Raw genomic sequence first — 20,816 nt, 5'->3', positions numbered from 1 at the left:
TATGCAAGTGGTTCAACAGAGGGCTACAAGTCAGTAGACTCAATTAAAATACCAATATGACAACAAGATAATGACAATAAAACCATTGGTGCTTGCACTGAGCTTGATTTCGGGAAGCATGATATTGACCGCATGTCAGTCTGCGAACGTGAGTGAGCAAAGTAAACAAGCCGAGCAACAAGAGCAAAAGCCAGTCGTTTACCAAGTGTTTACTCGACTATTTGGCAACACCGAAACAAACAACGTGCCCTGGGGAACAGCGGCGCAAAATGGTGTGGGTAAATTTGACGACTTTACACCAAAGGCGTTGGCTGAAATTAAAGCAATGGGCGTAACCCACGTTTGGTACACAGGGGTTCTACATCACGCCTTGGTAGCTGACTATAGTGCGTATGGGATTGGTATTGATGACCCAGACGTTGTGAAAGGGCGTGCAGGTTCTCCTTATGCAATCAAAGATTATTACAATGTTAACCCTGACTTAGCACTAGAACCAGCGAAGCGTCTTGCTGAATTTGAAGCGCTGATCCAGCGAACTCATGATGCCGATATGAAAGTGGTGATTGACATTGTGCCAAATCATGTTGCTCGAAACTACCAGTCATTAAGCGCGCCACAAGGGGTAAAAGACTTTGGGGCACAGGATAACACTTCATTGGTGTATGCGCGTGACAACAACTTTTATTATGTTACAGGGCAAGACTTCAAAGTGCCGGAGTCAGCAGACTATCAAGTATTGGGTGGTAAGCCACATCCCTTGGTAGACGGAGAGTTTTCAGAATCACCAGCGAAGTGGACCGGTAATGGCGCACGTGCAGCGCAGCCCCACATCCATGATTGGTATGAAACTGTAAAAGTGAACTACGGTGTGCGCCCAGATGGCAGTTATGATTTCCCAACGCTGCCAGCTAATATGGCGAAGCAAGATTATCGAGCTCACTATGCCTTTTGGCAAAGTAAAGATTTGCCTGATAGCTGGTACAAATTCAGAGATATTACATTATATTGGCTCGACAAAGGCGTAGATGGTTTCCGTTACGATATGGCTGAAATGGTCCCTGTGGAGTTTTGGAGCTTTTTAAACTCATCTATTAAAATGAAAAATCCTGACGCTTTCTTATTGGCAGAAGTATATAACCCAACCCTTTATCGCCCTTATATTCACCAAGGGAAAATGGATTTCCTATACGACAAAGTCGGCTTTTATGACAGCTTGAAGTTGCTGATGCAAGGCTCAGGGACCGCGCAAAGTGTGATGGATGCACATTTAAGTGTGTCAGATATTGCACCGCATATGCTGCACTTTTTAGAAAACCATGATGAGCAACGCATTGCCAGCCCTGAATTTGCTGGTAGCGCCGAAAAAGGCAAACCCGCTATGGTGGTAAGCCATCTGATCAGCAAAGCGCCTACTATGTTGTATTTTGGCCAATCAGTGGGAGAAGACGGTTCTGAAATGGCTGGGTTTGGCAAGCCGAGCCGTACCAGTATATTTGACTATATTGGCGTGCCTGCACATCAAGCATGGATGAACGGTGGTAAGTTTGATGGAGGACAGTTAACACCCGAGCAGCAGGCTCTTCGTCAATATTACAAAAAGCTGATGAACTTAAGCTCACTTTCGGCAGTAAAAAATGGTGAATTGCGCCAACTAACAACATTGGATAGCAGTAAAAAATCAGCTCAAACAGTAATCGCATTTGGTCGTGAAAGTTCGGCTCAACAACTGCTGATTGCCAGCAATTTTGATGCACAACAGCCGCAAACAGTGACGATTAAGTTACCTGAAATGTGGCAGGGGAAAGTGGTTGATAGATTGGAATCTCACCCCTCGCAAACCATCAACAACAATCAACTCACAGTGACATTGGCGCCACTTGCCAGTGTTGTATATGAGCTAGAGAATTAATTATGCAAAAACAAAAACCGCAACTGAGTTTCTGGCAAATTTGGAATATGTGCTTTGGTTTTATGGGCATCCAATTTGGCTTTGCATTACAAAACGGTAATGTAAGTCGGATATTTCAAACGTTAGGTGCATCAGTTGATGATATCCCGATTTTGTGGGTAGCAGCGCCACTCACTGGACTAATCGTTCAGCCTATTATCGGCTACTGGAGTGATAGAACTTGGACCGGGCTTGGGCGTCGTCGGCCATTCTTTTTGTATGGTGCGGTCCTCACGACCTTGTCATTGTTTATCATGCCAAATTCACCAACGCTTTGGATTGCTGCTGGTATGCTTTGGATAATGGATGCGTCAATCAATGTAACCATGGAACCGTTTCGTGCATTAGTGGGAGACAATCTCAACAAAAAGCAACGCGCCACTGGATATGCAATGCAGAGCTTTTTCATTGGTATAGGTGCCATTATCGCTTCTGCTTTACCGTGGATGATGACCAATTGGTTTGGGATCAGCAACACCGCAGCACCTGGCGAAATACCTGAGTCGGTTAAATATGCCTTTTATTTTGGCGGTGTGATCCTATTTTTGGCAGTAGGGTGGACGATTCTAAAAACCAAAGAATACACCCCAGCGCAACTTTCAGAGTTTGAGTCACCAGACTTAAAACAAGCATCCGCAGAGCCTAAGAAAACTATTAATTTTGCTAAGTTTGCATTAATTGGTGGTGCAGTTGGTGGTTTGATTTTAGCGGGTGTGACGATTTTAGAGCTGGAAAAAGAGCTGTATCTACTTAGCGCACTGTTGCTATCGTTTTCTGCGATCATCCTCATCGCTGGGTATTTCCAAAATAAACAGCGCACTGATGGTGGATTTTACGAAGTGATATATGACGTTTTCACTATGCCCGACACAATGAAGCAACTGGCAGTAGTTCAGTTTTTTAGCTGGTTTGCGTTGTTCGCGATGTGGATTTATACCACTTCTGCGGTAACTAGCTTCCACTATGGTGCAACAGATGTGACATCGAAATCTTATAACGATGGCGCAGATTGGGTTGGAATTTTATTTGCCGCTTACAATGGCTTTGCCGCTTTGGCAGCGTTGTGCATTCCATTTGTTGTGAAGCGAGTTGGATTAAAGTGGGCACACAGTATTAATTTGTTGCTGGGCGCTGGCGCGCTGATCAGCTTTAAATTTATTTCAGAACCAAGTCTTTTATGGATACCAATGATAGGCATTGGCTTTGCGTGGGCATCAATTTTATCTCTGCCTTACGCGATGCTGAGCGATGCGCTGCCAGCACACAAAATGGGTGTGTTTATGGGGATATTTAACTTCTTTATCGTTATCCCACAATTGATGGCAGCCAGTGTACTGGGCCTTATCTTAAGAAATGTATTCGAAAATCAACCTATTTATGCATTAGTTATTGGTGGTGTGTCGTTTATTTTGGCGGCGCTGTCAGTTGCGCGTGTTAAAACAAATGCGCAATAAAGCAGGCCACAGGGGAGTAAAAATGAAAAAATTGTCATGTTTGTCGTTGGCTTTGGTTGCCGCAGGCCTAATCGGTTGTGGTAGCGCAACGAATACACAACAAATGGAGACTGCACCTGGGGCGCCAGGTGATAAACCTTTTTGGACCTATTCAGATAAAACAGGCATCGGTACGTCTTATGAAGCCTATAAAAATGGCCAGTATGCAAACGATGCACAAACAGGTGAAGTGTCTAAAGTATGGTTTTCAATTGCCAAAGGTATGATAACCGAAACCATGTTTGGCCTTATTCATCAAGCGCAGATCCGCGATATGCAATTTATCGTCACAGGTAAAGACTTTACCGTTACCGAGCGCGATGCGTTAGATGTGTCTATTGATTATCTTTACAAAGATGCGCAGGGTCGTCCGCTATCACTGGCTTATAAAGTGGTCAGCAAAGACAGGCAAGGTCGTTTTACGTTGGAGAAACACATTTTCACAGACCCCGATGGGCAGACGCTATTTGTAAGAGCAAAAGTAGATACGCAGCTGGGTGGCGTAAAAGCGTTTGTGAACGTCAATCCATATGTGAATAACAATGGCCTGAACGACTCTGCTAAAGTGACTGATAAAGGCCTAGTTGCTTGGGAAGGAGATAACTTTTTAACACTGCAAAGCAGCGCTGGTTTTGGTCAGGCATCTGTCGGTTTCACAGGCAGTAGCGACAATTTAAATGCCCTTAAGAAAAATCACACATTAACGCGTACTTACCAAAGCACTGGTGAGATTAAGGGTAATGTTAATTGGCTTGCCGAGCTGGGTGAAGTCAAGGGGTCGGCTACTTTTGATCTTGCTTTGAGCTTTGGTAAGTCGCAAGCGAATAGCTTTGCACAAGGCGCAACTGCGCTAGACAAAGGCTATGATAAAGTTCTTGCTCACTACAATGGTCAAGGTAATCTCATCGGTTGGGAAGACTATTTAGCAAACCTAAAGCCTATGCAACGCCTTGCAAATTACACGACTGATAGTGGTCAGTTGTTGCATGTCAGTGCATTAGTCTTAAAAGCGCAAGAAGATAAAACGCACGCAGGGGCACTTATTGCTTCATTGTCGAACCCATGGGGCGATACTGTAGCGGCAGAGCAAGGCCATACTGGTTACAAAGCTGTTTGGGTACGTGACTTTTATCAAGTTGCAATGGCATTTATGGCCATGGGCGACCCTGATACCGCGTTAACAGCCTTCGAATACCTTGAGAAGGTGCAAGTGATGGACGGTACACCGGGTAATCAAGGCGATACAGGCTGGTTTTTGCAAAAAACACACGTTGACGGTGAGCTAGAGTGGGTAGGTGTTCAACTCGACCAAACTGCGATGCCTATCATGCTTGCTTGGAAGTTGTGGCAAGCAGGTGTTTTAAGCGATGAAAAACTAGTTTACTGGTACGAGCGTATGCTTAAACCCGCGGCAGAATTTTTGGTAGATGGTGGCCTTGCCAAGATTTTGTGGAATGACACGCAAATTACGCCACCTGCAACACAGCAAGAGCGTTGGGAAGAGCAAAATGGTTATTCACCTTCAACCACAGCTGCGATTATTGCGGGCCTAGTCACGGCAAGTGACATTGCGAAGTTAGCCGGAGATAAAGCGGGTCAGCAAAGGTACTTAGACACAGCCAAACAGTATAATGACACAGTCGAAAAGCTGATGTTTACGACTGAGGGCAACTTGCAGGGTAAAGATGCTGATGGTGAGTATTTCTTCCGTATCGCGCGTGACGAAAACCCGAATTCATCAACTAAGCTAGGTGACAACAACGGTCGTGTTGGTTTAGATAAACGTCTCATCATTGACGGAGGCTTCTTAGAGCTTGTTCGTTATGGTGTCAGAGATGCCGATGCGCCTAGTGTGATAAACACACTGCCAGAATATGAAGATGAGACTTTACCTGAAAACCTGCGTGTGAGATACAGCTTCACATTCCCCGGTGATCCAAACACGTACCCAGGCTACCGCCGTTATGGTAATGATGGCTATGGCGAAGACGAAGTTAAAGGGACCAATTATGCTGAAGGCGGCCAAAATACATCAGGTCAGCGTGGTAGAGTATGGCCTTTCTTTACTGGCGAAAAAGGGCACTATGAAATTGCAGCGGCAGTCGCAGCGAAAGGATTAGACAAAGCGAAAGTTCAGCGAATTAAACACACTTATGTGCGTGGTATGGAACATTTTGCGAATGAAGGCCTGATGTTACCTGAACAAGTTTGGGATGGAGTCGGCGTCAACCCATTTGGCTATCAGTTAGGTGAGGGTACAAATTCGGCAACGCCATTGGCTTGGACTCATGCTGAATATGTCAAACTAGTACGTTCTCTGGCCGACAAGAATGTCTGGGATCATTACCCAGTTGTCAGTGAACAATTGAAGTAATGTCCGCCCTAGGGTGATGTGCTAACAAGACATCACCCACTCCATATACCTCAGTTTATTAATGAGTTTATATCCTTTCCTACTCGTACCTGAGTGGCGAACAGAAACATATTTAGCTGTTGTTTTTAGTTCAACTCATATTGGATGGCGCTTAGAGAGAAGCCTGAATTCCCTTATCGGTTCATCATTTTTAACTAATCATCAAAGCGGGATTCAAAATTTTGTATATTTCAATCATTACTCAAGCTTCTGTTTATAGCTTTTGCATAAGGGTATGCTTTATTGAGGTGGTTTAGCTTGTTGCGTCGGGTTTTGATAGGACAAGTACATTGCATTTAGGGCCATAGTTAATTTTCTATGACCCTAGCACTAAGAGTACTTATGGCTCACAGCGTGCCCAGCCAGTTGTGCACTCCCAAGACCAACCGCCAGCAATTTGCTTGGTTGCCTTGTTATTGAGTAATTGCTTGTCGCCAGATAAGTTTTTTAGATTGCCTTTCTGTAATTTTAGTTTCATGTTAATCCTTTGTTTTTTTGATTGGTTCATAATCACTCTAGCACCGATTGTTAATTTTAAACAAATAAAAGTTTCAAAATAGTTGCTATTAATGTACTAAATTTTTTAAGCGACAAGGTGACTTGTACTTCTTAACCAGTGTGTATCAAACTTAGTTATCTTAAATATGCGGTGCTTACAAAATGAGACGTCTTCTCCTAAAAGGCAACATAACTAACGTGTTATTGTCTAACGAATGTGGATTTTCCAGCTAGCAGTGCAATTTGAAAGTAGCCACAGCTAAATGTGCAATGTATTTACGATCCTGATTGTTTGAGCCGGAGAAACGCGAGTAAGTTGTTAAATCCGCGTTATGCTATTGCCAAACAATCTAGCGTGACATCGCCTTGCATACTCATCAGTCATGCCGGATAGGTAGTCAGCGAGCACCCGCATTTTTGCGATATCATCAACGGCATTTTGGTACTGCGATTGCGCGGTATAAGGCAGCAGGCGCACAGGGTCGCTGGAAAAGGCGTCAAATAGGTCGATTAACATATTTTGGCCACTGAACTCTATTTGCTGCATGGTCGGTTCACGAATAAGACGTTGATATACAAATTGCTTAAGAACTTTGAGAATGGCTTCAAACTCTGCGTTAAGCTTGACGGTGTTTTTTAGCAGTGGATCGTCAAAATCCGCGTTGTGCTTTACCAATGTACAGTGGACAATAAATATATTAACCAGCTCACCAATTGCATCTTTTCGAAGTGGCTCGTCATCGGAAAATAGCCTGTGGGTCAGGCTTGCAAGGTTTTGCTCCAACCAAGGTGAATTGATTTCTTTAAATGCTGGCATAGCATAGTTATACCAGTCTCGCTCTGACAAAGTACCTGTCGCTATGGCGTCTTCTAAATCATGGACCGCATAGGCAATGTCGTCTGCGTATTCCATAATAGCTGCATCCAGAGATTTATAAATTGTTTTAGATTTAAACTCATCAACTGGGCTGTGCGTTGTGAAAAGGTCTTTGTCCTCATTTGACAAAGGCGAAAGTATCCAGTCAAAAACGTCTTTATCGCAATCATAAACCCCTTTTGCGGGGAACCACTTTTGTGTGTAAATAAAACGTTCATTGGGGTTGGTGACTTGAGGCTTAATCAACAGCTTTGAGATGTAAGCTGGGTATTTGATAAATCCGAGCAAAGTCCGTCTAGTCAGGTTCATGCCATAGCCATTTGAATACGGTTCCAATTTGGTGACGATCCGCAAAGTTTGAGCATTCCCTTCAAACCCTCCGTGATCTCGCATCAGGTAATTGAGGGCGATTTCACCACCGTGGCCAAATGGAGGGTGCCCGATGTCATGGGCTAGGCAGATGGTTTCAATTAGGCTAGCTGATGGAAAGTGCTCAAATTCGGGGTTTTGCAGCTTTAGATGGCGCAGTAACCCTGTGCCTATCTGCGATACTTCTAATGAATGGGTCAATCGAGTTCGATAGAAATCATTGACACCTATGCTCATTATTTGCGTTTTGGATTGTAGGCGTCTGAAAGCAGCGGCATGGATGATCCTTGAACGATCAACCTGCCAAGCTGAGCGATTATCATTTGGGCGATTCTTAACTTGGTTAAGCAAACGTTGTTGCCATGCGGATTGGGTCATAAAGTACTCTATGGGATTGATTATCGTCTAAATTCGTCATCTTCGTTTTAGTATAGCGATGCAAAGTTAAAAATGTAATTACTTGGTCTAGATGGGAAAAAAGCTCATTTTCGCGATGGATTGGCATAAATTCGCGTTTAACGGTGATTGTTGCTATAATCAGCCGCCGTTTTATGAGATGAACTAAGTACGACGAGTCAATATCTGACAAAGGAAATTCAGACAGCTCGTTTGGTAGGTACTAGTGAGAGGAGAATCATGCGTTCTAATTTGATTAAGATTGTACTAATTGCTGTTTGTTTATTCGCAATTATGTATCCATTTATAACCGAGCCACCAGAGCAACCTGAGCCTGTAGAAGTCCCAGAAATTATTGTTGAGACCCCAGAAGTCACTTTACCAGAACAACCTTTACACGATGTTCAATTACCAGACTTTGGCTCAATTAAAGATATCGCTACGAAGAAAAAGCGCTTTTTTGACTTCATTAAGCCTCATGTTGAGGCGGAAAACAAAGTTATTCTACAGCAGAGAGCCAGCATTGAAATTGCGCTTATGATGTTGCAATTTGAAGAGTCCTTGAGCGATGTGCAAATACAAAGAGTTGAGAATATCTTCAAACTTTATAAGGTAGATCAACAAGAGATTACTGTCGAGAGTTTAAAATTAGCCCTTGAACGAGTAGATATTATTCCCAAAGAGTTGGCATTAATGCAGGCGGCAAATGAATCAGCGTGGGGTACCTCGCGATTTGCACGCATTGGCTTGAATTTTTTTGGACAGTGGTGTTATCGCGCGGGCTGCGGCATGGTCCCTAAACGTCGAGCAGATGAAGCTGCCCATGAAGTTGCTGCGTTTAAATCTGTTAGGGCGTCAGTGACCTCGTATTTTAGAAATATAAACACCCATGATGCTTATCGTGAGCTTAGAGCTGTGCGCGCGCAGTTAAGAGCTGATAAGCAAGAAATTACTGCCACCGCTTTAACGCCGGGTTTAATGTCATACTCAGAACGAGGCATTGATTACATTGAAGAACTCAATGATATGATCAGACATAACAAGGCTTATTTTGATGAAGAATAAGGTTCTGCCAATACTGTTGTTATCAAGCAGTTTTGGTTGTTTAGCTGAAGAGTTTGTGGCTTCCTATGAAGGGTTTTACGATCGTCTAAAGGTGGTTGAAAAAGGCGAGTTTGAATTTGCTCGAGTTAATTTCTATCTGGTAGAAGGGCAAAATAAGCGCCCGTGTGACATAGCTGAAGGTAAAATTGTAACAGAGCAAATATCATTGCCGTTACAATATACTAAAGATGCTCAACTGTTACTGCCAATAGATGACAAACTTGATAAAGACAAAGCCGTGGTAGTTGTAAAACCCAAAACGGCTGCATATTGCGAAATAAAAATTCAGATAGAGTCTGCACACTTCACAAACCAACAGCTCACCAAAGGAAAAGTTTTTCAATTGCATCGCGAGTTTGAAACGCTTTTGAGTGATCTGTCAGGGGTGTTTATCGGGAAATTGCTGTCATTTATGTTACCGGATCAAAAAGGGGTGACATTGGAATTTTCTGACAAGGTTGTTTTGTCAGGAAAACACGTTAGTTGTAAACAAAACCGCTGTCGCTTCGAAGTGCAGGATAACTGGGAACATGATAGTAGCCGATTCAATGTCATGACAAAGTTAGTGAGTGCAAAACCTTGGATAGAGAAGTAAACCTGACGACTTAAGATTCAAAAAATAAAAAAGCGACCATGAGGTCGCTTTTTGGTTCTGGTTGTTTATATGCTTATTTGAAACAGGTTAGGGCAAATTCCAATAGTAGATACCATAGCCGACAAATAATGCTGGAATTGCAGAGTAAGCAGTGGCTAAAAGTGCGGCTTTGGGGGCCAATGCTATGGCTGGAAAGAGCGCGTCGCCATCGTTTGCCACCGCGTTAGCAGCTAAGGCGCTAAATGGTAATACACCTTGAATGTACAAACTGGTGACCACAATCTGTGGCCCACAGCCGGGCAACAGGCCAATCATAATGGCGATCAGTGGTGCATAGATGGCGTATTCTGTAAACCACGCTGCTAGGTCGAGTCCAAATAGTGCTACTGACAGTTCGTAAATCATAAAACTAGCTACCACCCAAGCGGTTACAAAATGCGTATCTTGAAGAATTTTTGCTAATCGAGAAGGGGGCTTAACTTCTTCTTCTTCAGCGGTAATTTGTTTATATGTCTTGCCCTTAGATGACAGCGCCCAAATTAAGACAGCAAAAATAGCCATACCTGCACCGAGTAGCTCAACGGGTTGCTCAAATTGTCCTAAGTCTAGGTTAAATGCCATAAACAAAGAGATGGCAAGGCAGGGAAATAACAGTACTTTCCAGACTGGCTCACTCATTCGTACTGCAAATGTAGGCGGCTCGCAATCTTCTATCTGTTTGTTATTTGGTTCAGGGCGACAGTAGTCGGCTTTGTGAAATAGATTAACAGCAAGGCCACTGAGTGCACCTACCGCTACACCAAGCAAAATAATTGCCATGCCTTCAAGCGGTTTTTTGGCCAGTAGTAAAAATGCTGCGTCACCCATAGTTGCGGTAAGGACAGCAACGACAGAGGCAAAACTGGCCTGCCCTTTAGTAAATTGCGTTACGACGATAATGGCCCCGCCACACCCTGGCAATGCGCCAAGTACTGCTGCCATTGTGACTTCTAGTGCTGGGGACTTGCGATTCAGATAACTGAGCTCAAGTTGTGGGAGTTTCTCAACCAAGTAGTAGTAAATAGCCAAAGTACCTGCAACAAACACACTGACTTGAAAAAAAGCATCTGCAAGTGTACCCAATGCAATATCGCGAACGGGGGAATAAAACAAAGTTGCAATCAATAATAGCGGGAGTATCAACCGCTTGTTAGCTGCCAGATAGGCAAATTGGGAAGCCGTTTTAAACGGATAAGAACGAGAATATGAGAGCATATAGTGCAACCGGTAACATAATAACAGTTGCACTTTAGTGTTAAATTAAATGAAAATCAATATCATTTATATTTATTTTCTTTGGAACTCGGATGTTTCACTCCAAGTTGGCCAAGCTTCTTCTTGTGAAATTAGATAACCAGCTTTGAAAAATAGTTGAAGATCTTGAACTGCGCCACTTAGATCCCACTCTTTTCTATATCTATCACACGGTTGGTGGTAACAGCCACGCAATACAAGGCTCATACGTTTTCTATATTTCGCAGTAGCATCATCATACGGCTCATGGCCACCGCCTGCATACATTGCTGGGATGCCCATATTTGCAAAAGCGAAGTGATCTGAGCGATAGTAAATCCCAGCAGATGGGTTTGACTCATTTGAAATCGAACGGCTCTGCTCGTCAGCAACTTCTTTTAAAACGCCGTCTAATGACGACTTGCCAAGACCTACAACGCTGATGTCTTTTACTTTACCCAGTAGGTTCAGCGCATCTAAGTTGATGTTCGCAACGGTTTGGTTCGCCGGGATCACCGGTGTTTCTGCGTAAAATTTAGAGCCAAGTAGACCCTGTTCTTCAGCAGTAACCGCTAAGAAAGTAATTGAACGGTCTGGGCGCTGTGGTAGCTTAGCAAATGCTTCAGCCACTTCAATGATGCCGCCAGTACCTGTTGCGTTGTCGTGTGCACCGTTATAGATTTTGTCGCCCTTACGATTAGGATCGACACCTAAGTGATCCCAGTGTGCAGAGTAGATGATGTGCTCATCGGATTTTTTTGCACCAGGCAGTGTTGCGATGAAGTTATATGACACAGACTTTTTAATGGTACTTTTGACATCGACTGAAGCGGTTAAATCACCCATGTCGACATGGTAAGCACCTTGCGCTGCTTTCTTTTTCGCTTCGTCAAAGTTCAGACCCGCATCTGCAAATAGCTCTTTTGCAACATCTACGCTGATCCAGCCTTCAACTGCAACACGGTCCATGTTGTTGTTTTCTTTTTGAAAGCCAAACTGTTCGCCACTCCAAGAGTTTTCAACAACTTCCCAAGGGTAAGAAGCTGGAGCAGTTTCATGGATGATAATTGCACCAGCTGCACCTTGGCGGCTCGCTTCTTCGTATTTATACGTCCAGCGACCATAATATGTCATGGTGTTGCCGTTAAACACTTTAGGGTCTTTAGTTGCGTAACCTGGATCGTTTACCAGCATCACAACTGTCTTACCTTTGACATCTAAACCTTCATAGTCATTCCACCCATACTCTGGTGCGTTGACACCATAGCCTACAAATACTAGTTCTGAATTGTTTAAAGACTGCTCAGGGCTAATACGGCTTGTGCCCATGACCATGCCTTTTTTGTATGGATAGCTGCGCTCGCCAATTTTCAGCGTCATGTTTGGATCGGCTTCAATTGATACCAGCGGCACTTCTTGTAAGAAGCTGTTGCCATTGCCTGGCTCATAGCCAAGCGCTTTAAAGTGTTGAGTTAAATAAGCAAGCGTTAGCTCCTCACCTTTACTTGATGGCGCACGGCCTTCAAATTCATCAGAGGCAAGGGTTTTTATGTGTTCACCTAATTGCTCTGCATTAATACTGTTGTATGCAGTCGCAATGTCTTCAGGTGTGTTGCTTTTAGTCGTTGCACAGCCTGCTAAAATGGCAAGCGACAAAGCACTCAGTGTTAATTTTAGTTTCATGACCTTTCTTTTTTATGAGATTACTTCCGGGCACATTAATACCATAACTGCGAAGTAAATTCGACTTTAGCCGATGTATCACATAGGTGCGATGGAAAAGTGCACATCGGGTATTTATATTTTTGCGCCTAAGCAGGGATAGGGTAAAATAAGCACCTTGATTTAGTTTTGGCGAAATTTGTACACACGGCTAGCATGAAAAAGTTCACTCCTCCTGAAAACTGGCAAAGTCATTTGCTGGCACAACCTCCATTTGCGCATTTACAAGCAATCTTTAATTTAAAGGCATTTGACACTTGGCCAAGTTTTGAATGGTTAAACCAACAAACCAATCAACTCAATGCACAGGGTAAGCACATTGTTTTTACTGAAAACAGCAAGCTTGAAGAAGAAACTCGTTACTACGAGGAGATCATTGCGCAAACTGGTCAAGTTCCTACTCGAGAGAACAATTGGCATGATTTCTTTGGGGCTATGATTTGGTGCTTGTTTCCAAAAACGAAAAGTTTATTAAATCGCTTACATATGGAAGAGATCCAATTACATGGATTAAAAGAGCGTAGTCGTAAGCGCAATGCATTAACCTTATTCGATGAGTGCGGTTTGGTGCTAGCAGTGAGAGAAACACAGTGGCAAGATGATTTGCGTGCGCACCTGTGGTATGAGTCATTCTTCGAGCGAAAAGACTATTGGCATACAAGTGTGTGTCCATTTGTATTTGGGCATGCGAACTATGAAATGTTAACAAGTCCATTTATAGGCCTGACAGGTAAACTTTTGTGTGTTCAAGTTGAAGATGACTTTTATGATTTATCTTTAGTGGAACAATACAGACATTTAGATGAACGTTTAGTCGAGTTGATCACTGTGCACAAAGTTTTGGATGATAATAAACAGATGTCACCGATTCCTTTACTTGGTATCCCAAATTGGCATTATGATGTGCAGGATGAGGCATTTTATGCCGATGAAAGCTATTTTAGACCAAAGAGAAGGAAGGTAAGTGATAGTAGTAAACGGACTGAAAAAGCGCTTTAAGCTTGCCAAAGAACTATTAAATACAACAAGTAGCAGCGACTCAAGACAGCGAGAAGGTTTTTTTCACTCAGTTGAAAATGTGTCCTTTAGTTGTGGTCGTGGAGAAGTCTTGGGGCTGTTAGGTCCCAATGGCGCAGGAAAAACCACCACACTGCGGATGTTATCGACAGCGCTTAAACCAGATGCGGGCAGCATTGAAATATCTGGGCAAAATATTGTCAAAAATCCGCTTAAAGGCCGCAAAGCTATTGGTTTTTTATCTGGTACCACAGGACTTTATGGTCGCCTTACCGCACGGGAAAATGTTGAATATTTTGCCAAGTTGCATGGCTTAAAGGGCAGGGCCCTGAAATCAAGATGTGATGAGCTGTTTACGCGGCTATCAATGGGCGATTTTCTGGATAAGCGCGCCGAGCATTTGTCGACAGGTATGAAACAAAAAACCAATATTGCCCGAGCGGTTGTGCATCGACCAGATGTCGTTGTGTTGGATGAGCCAACAACGGGGTTGGATATAATGACCAAGCAAAACATCATAGAATTCATCCGCGACTTAAAAGCTGATAATACCCCCGTGGTTTTTTCAACCCATCACTTGGATGAAGTGGCCTTGCTGTGTGACAGTGTATGTTTGATTGACCGTGGTACAAGTCGCTTTAGTGGTAGTATCGAAGCGTTTAAAGAAGTGGGACAAAGCGGTGAGCTAAACGATGCATTCATGAATATAGTTAATCAGGGAAGTTTGCATGTTTGAAGTATTCTTAAAAGAAGTTAAAGAGCTTTTACGTGATCGTAAGACTCTATTCTTTGTCATTGCATTACCGATAGTGATCTTTCCCATCTTGTTTGCGCTGCTTGGTTTCTTGGCGTCAAAAACAACCTTTGAAGCGGAGCAAAAGGTACACATTTATTATCTTGCCAACGCCTCTTTATCCCCTGATTTTGAGCAAATGTTGTTTTATCACAAAAGTTTTCGACCTTACAAAGGTAATGAGAAGTTTGAAACGATTGAAGCGTTAAAAAGTGCAGTTAAAGCAGGGAAAATAGATGTTGGCATTGAGATCCCTGCAACCTATGACTCTCAGGTCGCGGGTAAGCATCAACAAATCAGTTGGCATGTGGTGTTTAATGACGCTCAGTCTATTAATTTTGTGTATAAGCGCCTTGAAAAACTTATTAACAAGTTTTCGGCGCAAATTCGAAGCACACGTCTAGAAGCTTTAGGCGCTCCCCAAAAAGAGCACCCTGCAATTTTAAAACCGATCACCATTACTAAAGTCGATACGGCTGATAAGCGTGAAAACTATGGTGAAAAGTTAGGTGCGCTGATCCCCTATATGCTTATTCCACTGGTGCTAATGGGAGCAAGTTACCCAGCCATTGATCTTGGTGCTGGAGAAAAAGAACGGGGAACCCTAGAGACATTGCTTTTAACACCTGTAACACGCACACAGTTAGTGCTTGGTAAGTTTTTAACGATTTTAGCAAGTTCGATATCCTGTGCTTTGGTGACCGTTTCGAGCATGGCGATTTGGGTTGCGATCGCTGGCGGGATCGGGGTACTTGATACTATTATCGACGCTTTCTCAAGTGTGACATTTACGGACTTTTTATTAATTTTTGCACTTTTATTACCCGTGGCTGTGATGCTTTCCTCTTTGGTATTAGCCATTTCGATTTATGCTCGCACGTTTAAAGAGGCACAAAACTATATGGGACCGCTGAGTATGTTGGTATTTGTGCCCATAGTGGTTTCTGTGATGCCAAACATGTCGCTTAATACCACGACAGCTTGGATCCCCATTACCAATGTGTCATTGGCTATCAAAGAGATCATTAAAGGCACTGTTGATCACAGCGCTGTAGGACTGATATTTGTAGCATCAGCCCTACTTGCAGGTGCATTGCTAATGTTTTGTATACGTTGGTTTAGCAAAGAGTCTGTGTTATTTAGATAACCTTAGGCGGCTTTAACGCCGTCTATGCTTTGTGCTTCTAACTCAACTACGTTCAACACTTTTTGTATATCGGACCAGTGCAAAAGCTCGATGCGCCCTTGTTCATTTTCTACCAATGCGGTGCAGTTTTCTATCCAGTCTCCGTCATTGCAATACACAATGCCGTCAGTGACATTGATACGCGGTTGATGAATGTGACCACAAATGATCCCATCCATACCTTGCTTCTTTGCTTCATGGACAGCGGCTTGCTCAAATGCAGCAATGGCGGCCCGCGCTTTATGAACTCGGTTCTTCAACCAAGACGCCAAAGACCAATAATGACCACCATAGAGTTTGCGTACACGATTAGTCCAGCGGTTTAAAAAGAGCAGAAAGTCATAGGCTTGGTCGCCGATGATACTAATTAGTTTGTTGTAACGTGTTGCTGAATCAAAGTCATCGCCATGTAGCAACAAGAAACGCTTTCCAGCAGAGGTCGTGTGTATATAGGTGTGGTGTACTTCAACGTTAAACAAAGTCATATCAACATAGTTGCGGAATGTTTCGTCATGATTCCCGGGAATGTAGATCACACGAGTGCCGGATTCGGCTTTTTTTTGAATACACTCTAAAACTTGATAATGACTTGGGTGCCAGTAAAACTGTCTTTTTAAAGACCAAAGATCAACTATATCACCAACTAAGTATAAGGTGTCACAGCGGGTGCAGTTTAAAAAGTCCAGCAGATAATCTGCTTTACAGTCTTTGTATCCAAGGTGTACGTCTGAAATCCATATGCTGGGGTAGTAGGTTTGATCCATCTTGTTTACTCTCAAGCGTAATAATGTCTACGTTAAAGGCACGAGATGACAAACTTTTATCAGTATTGAGACGCTATGATGACATTTTCATCAAAGCCAAAAAACAAAAAACGCGCCATGTAGGCGCGTTTTCTAATGGAGCTAAATGATTACGCCATTAGCTTAGTGATTTCAGCGACTGCTGAATCAATGTCTAGCATGACTTTTTCACCAGTGCGGCGGTTTTTCAGCTCAACTTGATTGTTATCAAGGTTACGCTCACCAATCACCAAGGTGAAAGGTACACCGACTAGCTCCATGTCGTTGAACATCACACCTGGGCGCTCTTTACGATCGTCAAATAATACGTCAAGACCTGCTGCTTTTAGGTCTGCATAAAACTTTTCGGCGATGTCAGGAATGCGATGAGATTTATGCATGTTCATTGGGACGATGGCAATATCAAACGGTGCAAGAGCTTGTGGCCACTTGATACCAAACTTGTCATGATTTTGCTCGATGGCTGCTGCCACAATGCGCGATACGCCAATACCGTAACAACCCATAGTCATCACTTGGTTTTTACCACTTTCGCCCAGTACACCCGCATTCATTGCTTCAGAGTACTTGCTACCAAGTTGGAAGATATGACCTACTTCAATACCACGTTTGATATTTAGCGTGCCTTGACCACATGGGCTAGGATCGCCTTCAACAACGTTGCGGATATCTGCTGTTATAAAGTCAGCAACATCGCGGCCCCAGTTGATGCCACTATAGTGAACACCGTCTTTGTTTGCGCCAGCAACAAAATCAGACATTACAGCAGCACTGTGATCAACAATAATTGGCATATCAAGGCCGACAGGTCCTAATGAGCCTGGTTTTGCGCCAATTGCTGCAACAATATCTTCTTCTTTGGCCATTTCAAGAGGCGAGTCAACAAGTGGCAGCTTTTCAGCTTTAAGCTCGTTTAATTCGTGGTCGCCACGAACAATTAATGCAACAAGGCCACGCTCATCTTCTTCATTGGCTGCGCCGTATACGATAAGAGTTTTAACGCCTTTGTGCGCTTTAACCCCATGTTGCTCTGCAAGATCAGCAATCGTTTTTGCATTTGGCGTGTCGAATGTATTGAGTTCTTTGCTTGGTGCTGCACGTTCAATCGCAGGGGCCAGTGCTTCTGCTTTTTCGATATTTGCTGCATAATCGCTTTCGGTACTAAACGCGATAGCATCTTCGCCAGATTCTGCAAGTACGTGGAATTCGTGTGACACACTGCCACCGATTGAACCTGTGTCTGCGATTACTGGGCGATAATCTAAACCTAAACGCTCGAAGATATTACAGTATGCTTGATGCATCACTTGATAGGTCTTTGCAAGACATGCGTCGTCAAGGTGGAAAGAATATGCATCTTTCATGGTGAACTCACGTGCACGCATGACACCAAAACGAGGGCGTACTTCATCACGTACTTTGGTTTGTACTTGATAAAGTGTTAAAGGTAATTGCTTGTAGCTGCTTACTTCTTTACGTACAAAGTCTGTGATCACTTCTTCGTGCGTCGGACCAAGTGCAAACGGACGGTTGTGGCGATCTGTAATTCTTAGTAGTTCTGGGCCAAACTGTTCCCAACGGCCAGACTCTTCCCACAGATCTGCAGGCTGAATGACAGGCATCAACATTTCGATTGCGCCAGCTTTTTCCATTTCCTCGCGTACAATAGTTTCTACGTTACGAAGTACTTTTAAACCTGACGGCAACCAAGTGTATAAACCTGAAGCGAGTTTGCGGATCATGCCCGCACGTAGCATTAGCTGGTGGCTTACCACCTCGGCATCAGAAGGCGTCTCTTTTAGAGTCGCTAAAATATATTGACTGGTACGCATGCTTGTTCCGTTCAATGTTATGTGTTTTTAATTAGGCACGTAGTTTAACAGTGCCTAAGGTGCTAAAAAAGAGTTATTTTCGCTGTGAAGATATTTAATCTTGTGGTTTTTTTATCGTTTGTGGTTTCTCAACGCTCACTTCGATGACATGGTTATGTTCATCTTCGACTTGCCAGCGAATATTGAATTCGTACAGATTCATACCGTAGCTTTGTGTTTGTTGTTTTTTCTTTTTATAAGCAGGTCTTGGATCTTGCTTTAAGACGTTGCTGATAAAGTTCATTAGCTCAGGATATTGGCGCTGTTTTTCGATAAAATCTTGGGCTTGCTCACTAAAAGAGACCGTCATTTCGGTTTCTGGACGCGTATCGGCAAATCCAGCAGATGCATCTTGCAATGCATCTGAATACGGGAGGTAAGGCTTGATATCCACTATTGGCGTACCGTCGAGCAAATCGATGCCTGAGAGTAATAGTGCCAATTGGCCATTTTTATACTCGACACCTTCCAGCTTGACCGCGCTCATACCAATGCCGTTAGGCCTAAAAGTTGCGCGTGTGGCAAATACGCCTTTACGTTCATTACCACCTAATCGAGGCGGGCGAACTAGAGCGGAGTAGCCTTTATCCGCAGTTTCATGGAATCTAAACAAAAGCCAAAGATGAGTAAACTCTTCAATCCCACGGACAAACTCTTCACGGCTAAATGGTTCACTAAAGATGAGTTTAGCGGTTGCTTCAGGGACTAACCTAGGTTGCCTTGGGATCGCAAACTTCTGCTTATATGGGGATTCAATGTGGCCTATGGCTTCAACTTCAAATTGCACGGTAGCGGGCTCTAACGATTAAAAGCGCCATTGTATCCTGTTGTATATGGTGCAACAAATTTAAATTATCAATTGGCCGTGTAATAAAGTGTAATGTACACAATAAGAATTATTCGCATAATTATCCCAAAAAACAGAACGGAAATAGCGATGTATTTTGCGCGATTTGGGAATGAGATGTTGACAAGTGACGAAATGGAGCTGATCGGTGATAGAGCTTTAGGCTTTAAAAAAAGTGTGGCAGACTCTGCTAAACAACAAAGTAAGCGTACCCAATTAAATAAACCAACATATAGCAATGCAGAAATATCAACTTTCATGAGCATTGTACTGCGCGCGTGCAAAAAACACCTTTGCCAAAATAGTCCTATCCGCACAAATGTGATCCTTGAATTACAAAGAAACAGACAGCCGCTTATGGATACCTTTAACGGTATAAAAGAAGGTTTGATCAGCCCTTGTAAGTTAGACCCGCTATTGCACTCGTATACGCAATCTATCTCAGCAAAACTATTACCTGAGACTCTATTGCCTGCTAGTGATCTAAAAGCGGCTGTGAGTACTATCTTATTTGACGTGGCAAGAGAGAGCATTTAGCCTGCGACGCCAAATCAGTGATGTAATTCTGACCGCAAAATCCCTATTGTAACTGCTCAATGTCTCATAAGCGCGATGTTTAGTGCCCAAAGCTTAGGTTAAACTAACCGAAACTACCTAATATTGGGTATTTTCAATAAAGCAGGACAGACACAAGCAACTGATTTAAAATAGATAGTATCCTCTAAAAAAGACATTAGATCTATGACATCGAACGGCAAACAAGTATTTCAAGGTGTCCAATACCACGGTGAAACGGTCATGGGGATCAAACAGTTTAGTGCGCCTTATACCTATCAAGATGGATTAGTAAATGAAGCGAGGTTAATTCATATATTTAAAGGGCAGTCATCTTTAATTTGTGCAGGAAAGACACTGTCACTTAAAGCTGGTGATACCTTACTCATGAAAGCTGACAACTTTATCAATCGATGGTTAGATAATGGACAATGTCGTGATGTTGAATTTGTCGGAGTCAGATTAACCCAGCCGCACATTCAGAAGTTGTATCAAAATAACCCTCCTGAAACATTCGCATTTGTCAGCGCAAAGCCCGAGGCTTTTGATGTCACGCCTAGAGTGCTGGTTTCGCAATCAACACTGCTCAAGAGTTACTTCACCACGCTAAAACACTACATTGAATGTTCAGATATGATGACCGACTTATTGATCGGTTTGAAAATTCAGGAGCTGCTAGAGCTATTTGCTTGCACAGAGACCAGTGGTCAAATTCGCGCGCTGTTGGCTGAGTTATTTGTGCCTAACCAGCCCCTGTTGCAAGAAGTTGTACAGACACATCTATTTTCGCCACTAAAAGTAGAGGAATTGGCATTTTTATGCCATATGAGTACATCGACATTTAATCGAAAATTTAAACATGTATATGGTATGAGTGCCAACAAATACCTTATAGCTAAGCGATTGGAAAGGGCGTCGTTACTCATAAAAACAACCGATAGAAGCGTGACTGATGTTGCGCTCGAATGTGGCTTTGAAGAATTGAGCTACTTCTCAAGGGTATTTAAGCAACACTTTCGATTGACCCCTTCACAATTGAGAAAAGCGGCAGGTTGAT

Annotated in this window: 17 protein-coding genes; 10 read left to right on the top strand and 7 right to left on the bottom strand. The window is 43.1% G+C overall.

Annotated features, from left to right (window positions below):
• Nucleotides 1-70 precede the first annotated feature (70 nt).
• The 3 genes from QNM18_RS03855 to QNM18_RS03845 are packed head-to-tail and all read left to right on the top strand — an operon-like array spanning nt 71 to nt 5,815.
• Nucleotides 71-1,909: an alpha-amylase family glycosyl hydrolase gene (locus QNM18_RS03855; protein WP_211009099.1), complete on the top strand. Its 1,839-nt coding sequence runs from the start codon at nt 71-73 to the stop codon at nt 1,907-1,909.
• A 2-nt stretch (nt 1,910-1,911) separates the two neighbouring features.
• Nucleotides 1,912-3,402, top strand: coding sequence for an MFS transporter (locus tag QNM18_RS03850; RefSeq protein ID WP_284136393.1), 1,491 nt, complete (start codon nt 1,912-1,914; stop codon nt 3,400-3,402).
• 22 nt (nt 3,403-3,424) lie between these two features.
• The gene (locus tag QNM18_RS03845; protein WP_284136392.1) at nt 3,425-5,815 is read left to right on the top strand and encodes a glycoside hydrolase family 15 protein; all 2,391 of its coding nucleotides are present in this window, start codon (nt 3,425-3,427) and stop codon (nt 5,813-5,815) included.
• 379 nt (nt 5,816-6,194) lie between these two features.
• Here the strand turns inward: QNM18_RS03845 and QNM18_RS03840 are convergent, their stop codons facing one another.
• The gene (locus QNM18_RS03840) at nt 6,195-6,332 is read right to left on the bottom strand and encodes a hypothetical protein (protein ID WP_211009102.1); all 138 of its coding nucleotides are present in this window, start codon (nt 6,330-6,332) and stop codon (nt 6,195-6,197) included.
• Between the two features lie 339 nt (nt 6,333-6,671).
• On the bottom strand, nt 6,672-7,976 hold the full coding sequence (locus tag QNM18_RS03835; RefSeq protein WP_284136391.1) for an anti-phage deoxyguanosine triphosphatase: 1,305 nt from the start codon (nt 7,974-7,976) through the stop codon (nt 6,672-6,674).
• A gap of 258 nt (nt 7,977-8,234) precedes the next feature.
• Here QNM18_RS03835 and QNM18_RS03830 point away from each other — a divergent pair, with 258 nt between their 5' ends.
• Both QNM18_RS03830 and QNM18_RS03825 read left to right on the top strand, forming a co-directional pair.
• The gene (locus QNM18_RS03830; protein ID WP_211009104.1) at nt 8,235-9,059 is read left to right on the top strand and encodes a glucosaminidase domain-containing protein; all 825 of its coding nucleotides are present in this window, start codon (nt 8,235-8,237) and stop codon (nt 9,057-9,059) included.
• A complete protein-coding gene (locus QNM18_RS03825; protein WP_284136390.1) occupies nt 9,049-9,693 on the top strand; it encodes a DUF2987 domain-containing protein in 645 nt (214 codons plus the stop codon). The genes QNM18_RS03830 and QNM18_RS03825 overlap by 11 nt, the downstream gene beginning before the upstream one ends.
• 87 nt (nt 9,694-9,780) lie before the next feature.
• Here QNM18_RS03825 and QNM18_RS03820 read toward each other — a convergent pair whose 3' ends face one another.
• Nucleotides 9,781-10,947, bottom strand: a complete 1,167-nt coding sequence (locus QNM18_RS03820; RefSeq protein ID WP_284136389.1) for a putative manganese transporter — start codon at nt 10,945-10,947, stop codon at nt 9,781-9,783.
• Nucleotides 10,948-11,019: 72 nt separating this feature from the next.
• Entirely contained in the window at nt 11,020-12,648 is a 1,629-nt protein-coding gene (locus QNM18_RS03815; RefSeq protein WP_211009107.1) for a M28 family metallopeptidase, read from the bottom strand.
• A gap of 195 nt (nt 12,649-12,843) precedes the next feature.
• Here QNM18_RS03815 and QNM18_RS03810 point away from each other — a divergent pair, with 195 nt between their 5' ends.
• The 3 genes from QNM18_RS03810 to QNM18_RS03800 are packed head-to-tail and all read left to right on the top strand — an operon-like array spanning nt 12,844 to nt 15,644.
• Nucleotides 12,844-13,686, top strand: a complete 843-nt coding sequence (locus tag QNM18_RS03810; RefSeq protein ID WP_284136388.1) for a DUF3025 domain-containing protein — start codon at nt 12,844-12,846, stop codon at nt 13,684-13,686.
• Nucleotides 13,652-14,440, top strand: coding sequence for an ABC transporter ATP-binding protein (locus QNM18_RS03805; protein WP_284136387.1), 789 nt, complete (start codon nt 13,652-13,654; stop codon nt 14,438-14,440). The genes QNM18_RS03810 and QNM18_RS03805 overlap by 35 nt, the downstream gene beginning before the upstream one ends.
• A complete protein-coding gene (locus QNM18_RS03800; RefSeq protein ID WP_211009110.1) occupies nt 14,433-15,644 on the top strand; it encodes an ABC transporter permease in 1,212 nt (403 codons plus the stop codon). Before QNM18_RS03805 ends, QNM18_RS03800 begins: the two co-directional genes overlap by 8 nt.
• 2 nt (nt 15,645-15,646) lie before the next feature.
• On the opposite strand, the gene QNM18_RS03795 is transcribed toward QNM18_RS03800, so the two are convergent.
• The 3 genes from QNM18_RS03795 to tsaA form a co-directional block, all read right to left on the bottom strand.
• Entirely contained in the window at nt 15,647-16,447 is an 801-nt protein-coding gene (locus QNM18_RS03795; RefSeq protein ID WP_211009111.1) for a UDP-2,3-diacylglucosamine diphosphatase, read from the bottom strand.
• A gap of 149 nt (nt 16,448-16,596) precedes the next feature.
• Entirely contained in the window at nt 16,597-18,318 is a 1,722-nt protein-coding gene (locus tag QNM18_RS03790; RefSeq protein WP_211009112.1) for a proline--tRNA ligase, read from the bottom strand.
• Between the two features lie 94 nt (nt 18,319-18,412).
• Entirely contained in the window at nt 18,413-19,144 is a 732-nt protein-coding gene (tsaA, locus tag QNM18_RS03785) for a tRNA (N6-threonylcarbamoyladenosine(37)-N6)-methyltransferase TrmO (protein ID WP_284136386.1), read from the bottom strand.
• 150 nt (nt 19,145-19,294) lie between these two features.
• Here tsaA and QNM18_RS03780 point away from each other — a divergent pair, with 150 nt between their 5' ends.
• On the top strand, nt 19,295-19,741 hold the full coding sequence (locus QNM18_RS03780; RefSeq protein WP_284136385.1) for a hypothetical protein: 447 nt from the start codon (nt 19,295-19,297) through the stop codon (nt 19,739-19,741).
• A gap of 204 nt (nt 19,742-19,945) precedes the next feature.
• Complete coding sequence (locus QNM18_RS03775) at nt 19,946-20,815, top strand: helix-turn-helix domain-containing protein (protein WP_284136384.1); 870 nt, start codon at nt 19,946-19,948, stop codon at nt 20,813-20,815.
• Nucleotide 20,816 lies beyond the last annotated feature (1 nt).

The sequence above is a fragment of the Pseudoalteromonas obscura genome, assembly GCF_030135505.1.
GTDB classification, from domain to species: Bacteria; Pseudomonadota; Gammaproteobacteria; order Enterobacterales; family Alteromonadaceae; genus Pseudoalteromonas; species Pseudoalteromonas obscura.
Note: the sequence above shows the minus strand (reverse complement) of the source record. Positions and strands in the feature narration are given on the sequence as shown.

What these genes read in the sequence shown, in the direction of transcription:
- QNM18_RS03820 (WP_284136389.1), bottom strand. Translation starts at nt 10,947, where the DNA reads ATGCTCTCATATTCTCGTTCTTATCCGTTTAAAACGGCTTCCCAATTT.
- QNM18_RS03840 (WP_211009102.1), bottom strand. Translation starts at nt 6,332, where the DNA reads ATGAAACTAAAATTACAGAAAGGCAATCTAAAAAACTTATCTGGCGAC.
- QNM18_RS03830 (WP_211009104.1), top strand. Translation starts at nt 8,235, where the DNA reads ATGCGTTCTAATTTGATTAAGATTGTACTAATTGCTGTTTGTTTATTC.
- QNM18_RS03780 (WP_284136385.1), top strand. Translation starts at nt 19,295, where the DNA reads ATGTATTTTGCGCGATTTGGGAATGAGATGTTGACAAGTGACGAAATG.
- QNM18_RS03825 (WP_284136390.1), top strand. Translation starts at nt 9,049, where the DNA reads ATGAAGAATAAGGTTCTGCCAATACTGTTGTTATCAAGCAGTTTTGGT.
- QNM18_RS03795 (WP_211009111.1), bottom strand. Translation starts at nt 16,447, where the DNA reads ATGGATCAAACCTACTACCCCAGCATATGGATTTCAGACGTACACCTT.
- QNM18_RS03800 (WP_211009110.1), top strand. Translation starts at nt 14,433, where the DNA reads ATGTTTGAAGTATTCTTAAAAGAAGTTAAAGAGCTTTTACGTGATCGT.
- QNM18_RS03835 (WP_284136391.1), bottom strand. Translation starts at nt 7,976, where the DNA reads ATGACCCAATCCGCATGGCAACAACGTTTGCTTAACCAAGTTAAGAAT.
- QNM18_RS03855 (WP_211009099.1), top strand. Translation starts at nt 71, where the DNA reads ATGACAATAAAACCATTGGTGCTTGCACTGAGCTTGATTTCGGGAAGC.
- QNM18_RS03850 (WP_284136393.1), top strand. Translation starts at nt 1,912, where the DNA reads ATGCAAAAACAAAAACCGCAACTGAGTTTCTGGCAAATTTGGAATATG.
- QNM18_RS03810 (WP_284136388.1), top strand. Translation starts at nt 12,844, where the DNA reads ATGAAAAAGTTCACTCCTCCTGAAAACTGGCAAAGTCATTTGCTGGCA.
- QNM18_RS03775 (WP_284136384.1), top strand. Translation starts at nt 19,946, where the DNA reads ATGACATCGAACGGCAAACAAGTATTTCAAGGTGTCCAATACCACGGT.
- QNM18_RS03790 (WP_211009112.1), bottom strand. Translation starts at nt 18,318, where the DNA reads ATGCGTACCAGTCAATATATTTTAGCGACTCTAAAAGAGACGCCTTCT.
- QNM18_RS03845 (WP_284136392.1), top strand. Translation starts at nt 3,425, where the DNA reads ATGAAAAAATTGTCATGTTTGTCGTTGGCTTTGGTTGCCGCAGGCCTA.
- QNM18_RS03815 (WP_211009107.1), bottom strand. Translation starts at nt 12,648, where the DNA reads ATGAAACTAAAATTAACACTGAGTGCTTTGTCGCTTGCCATTTTAGCA.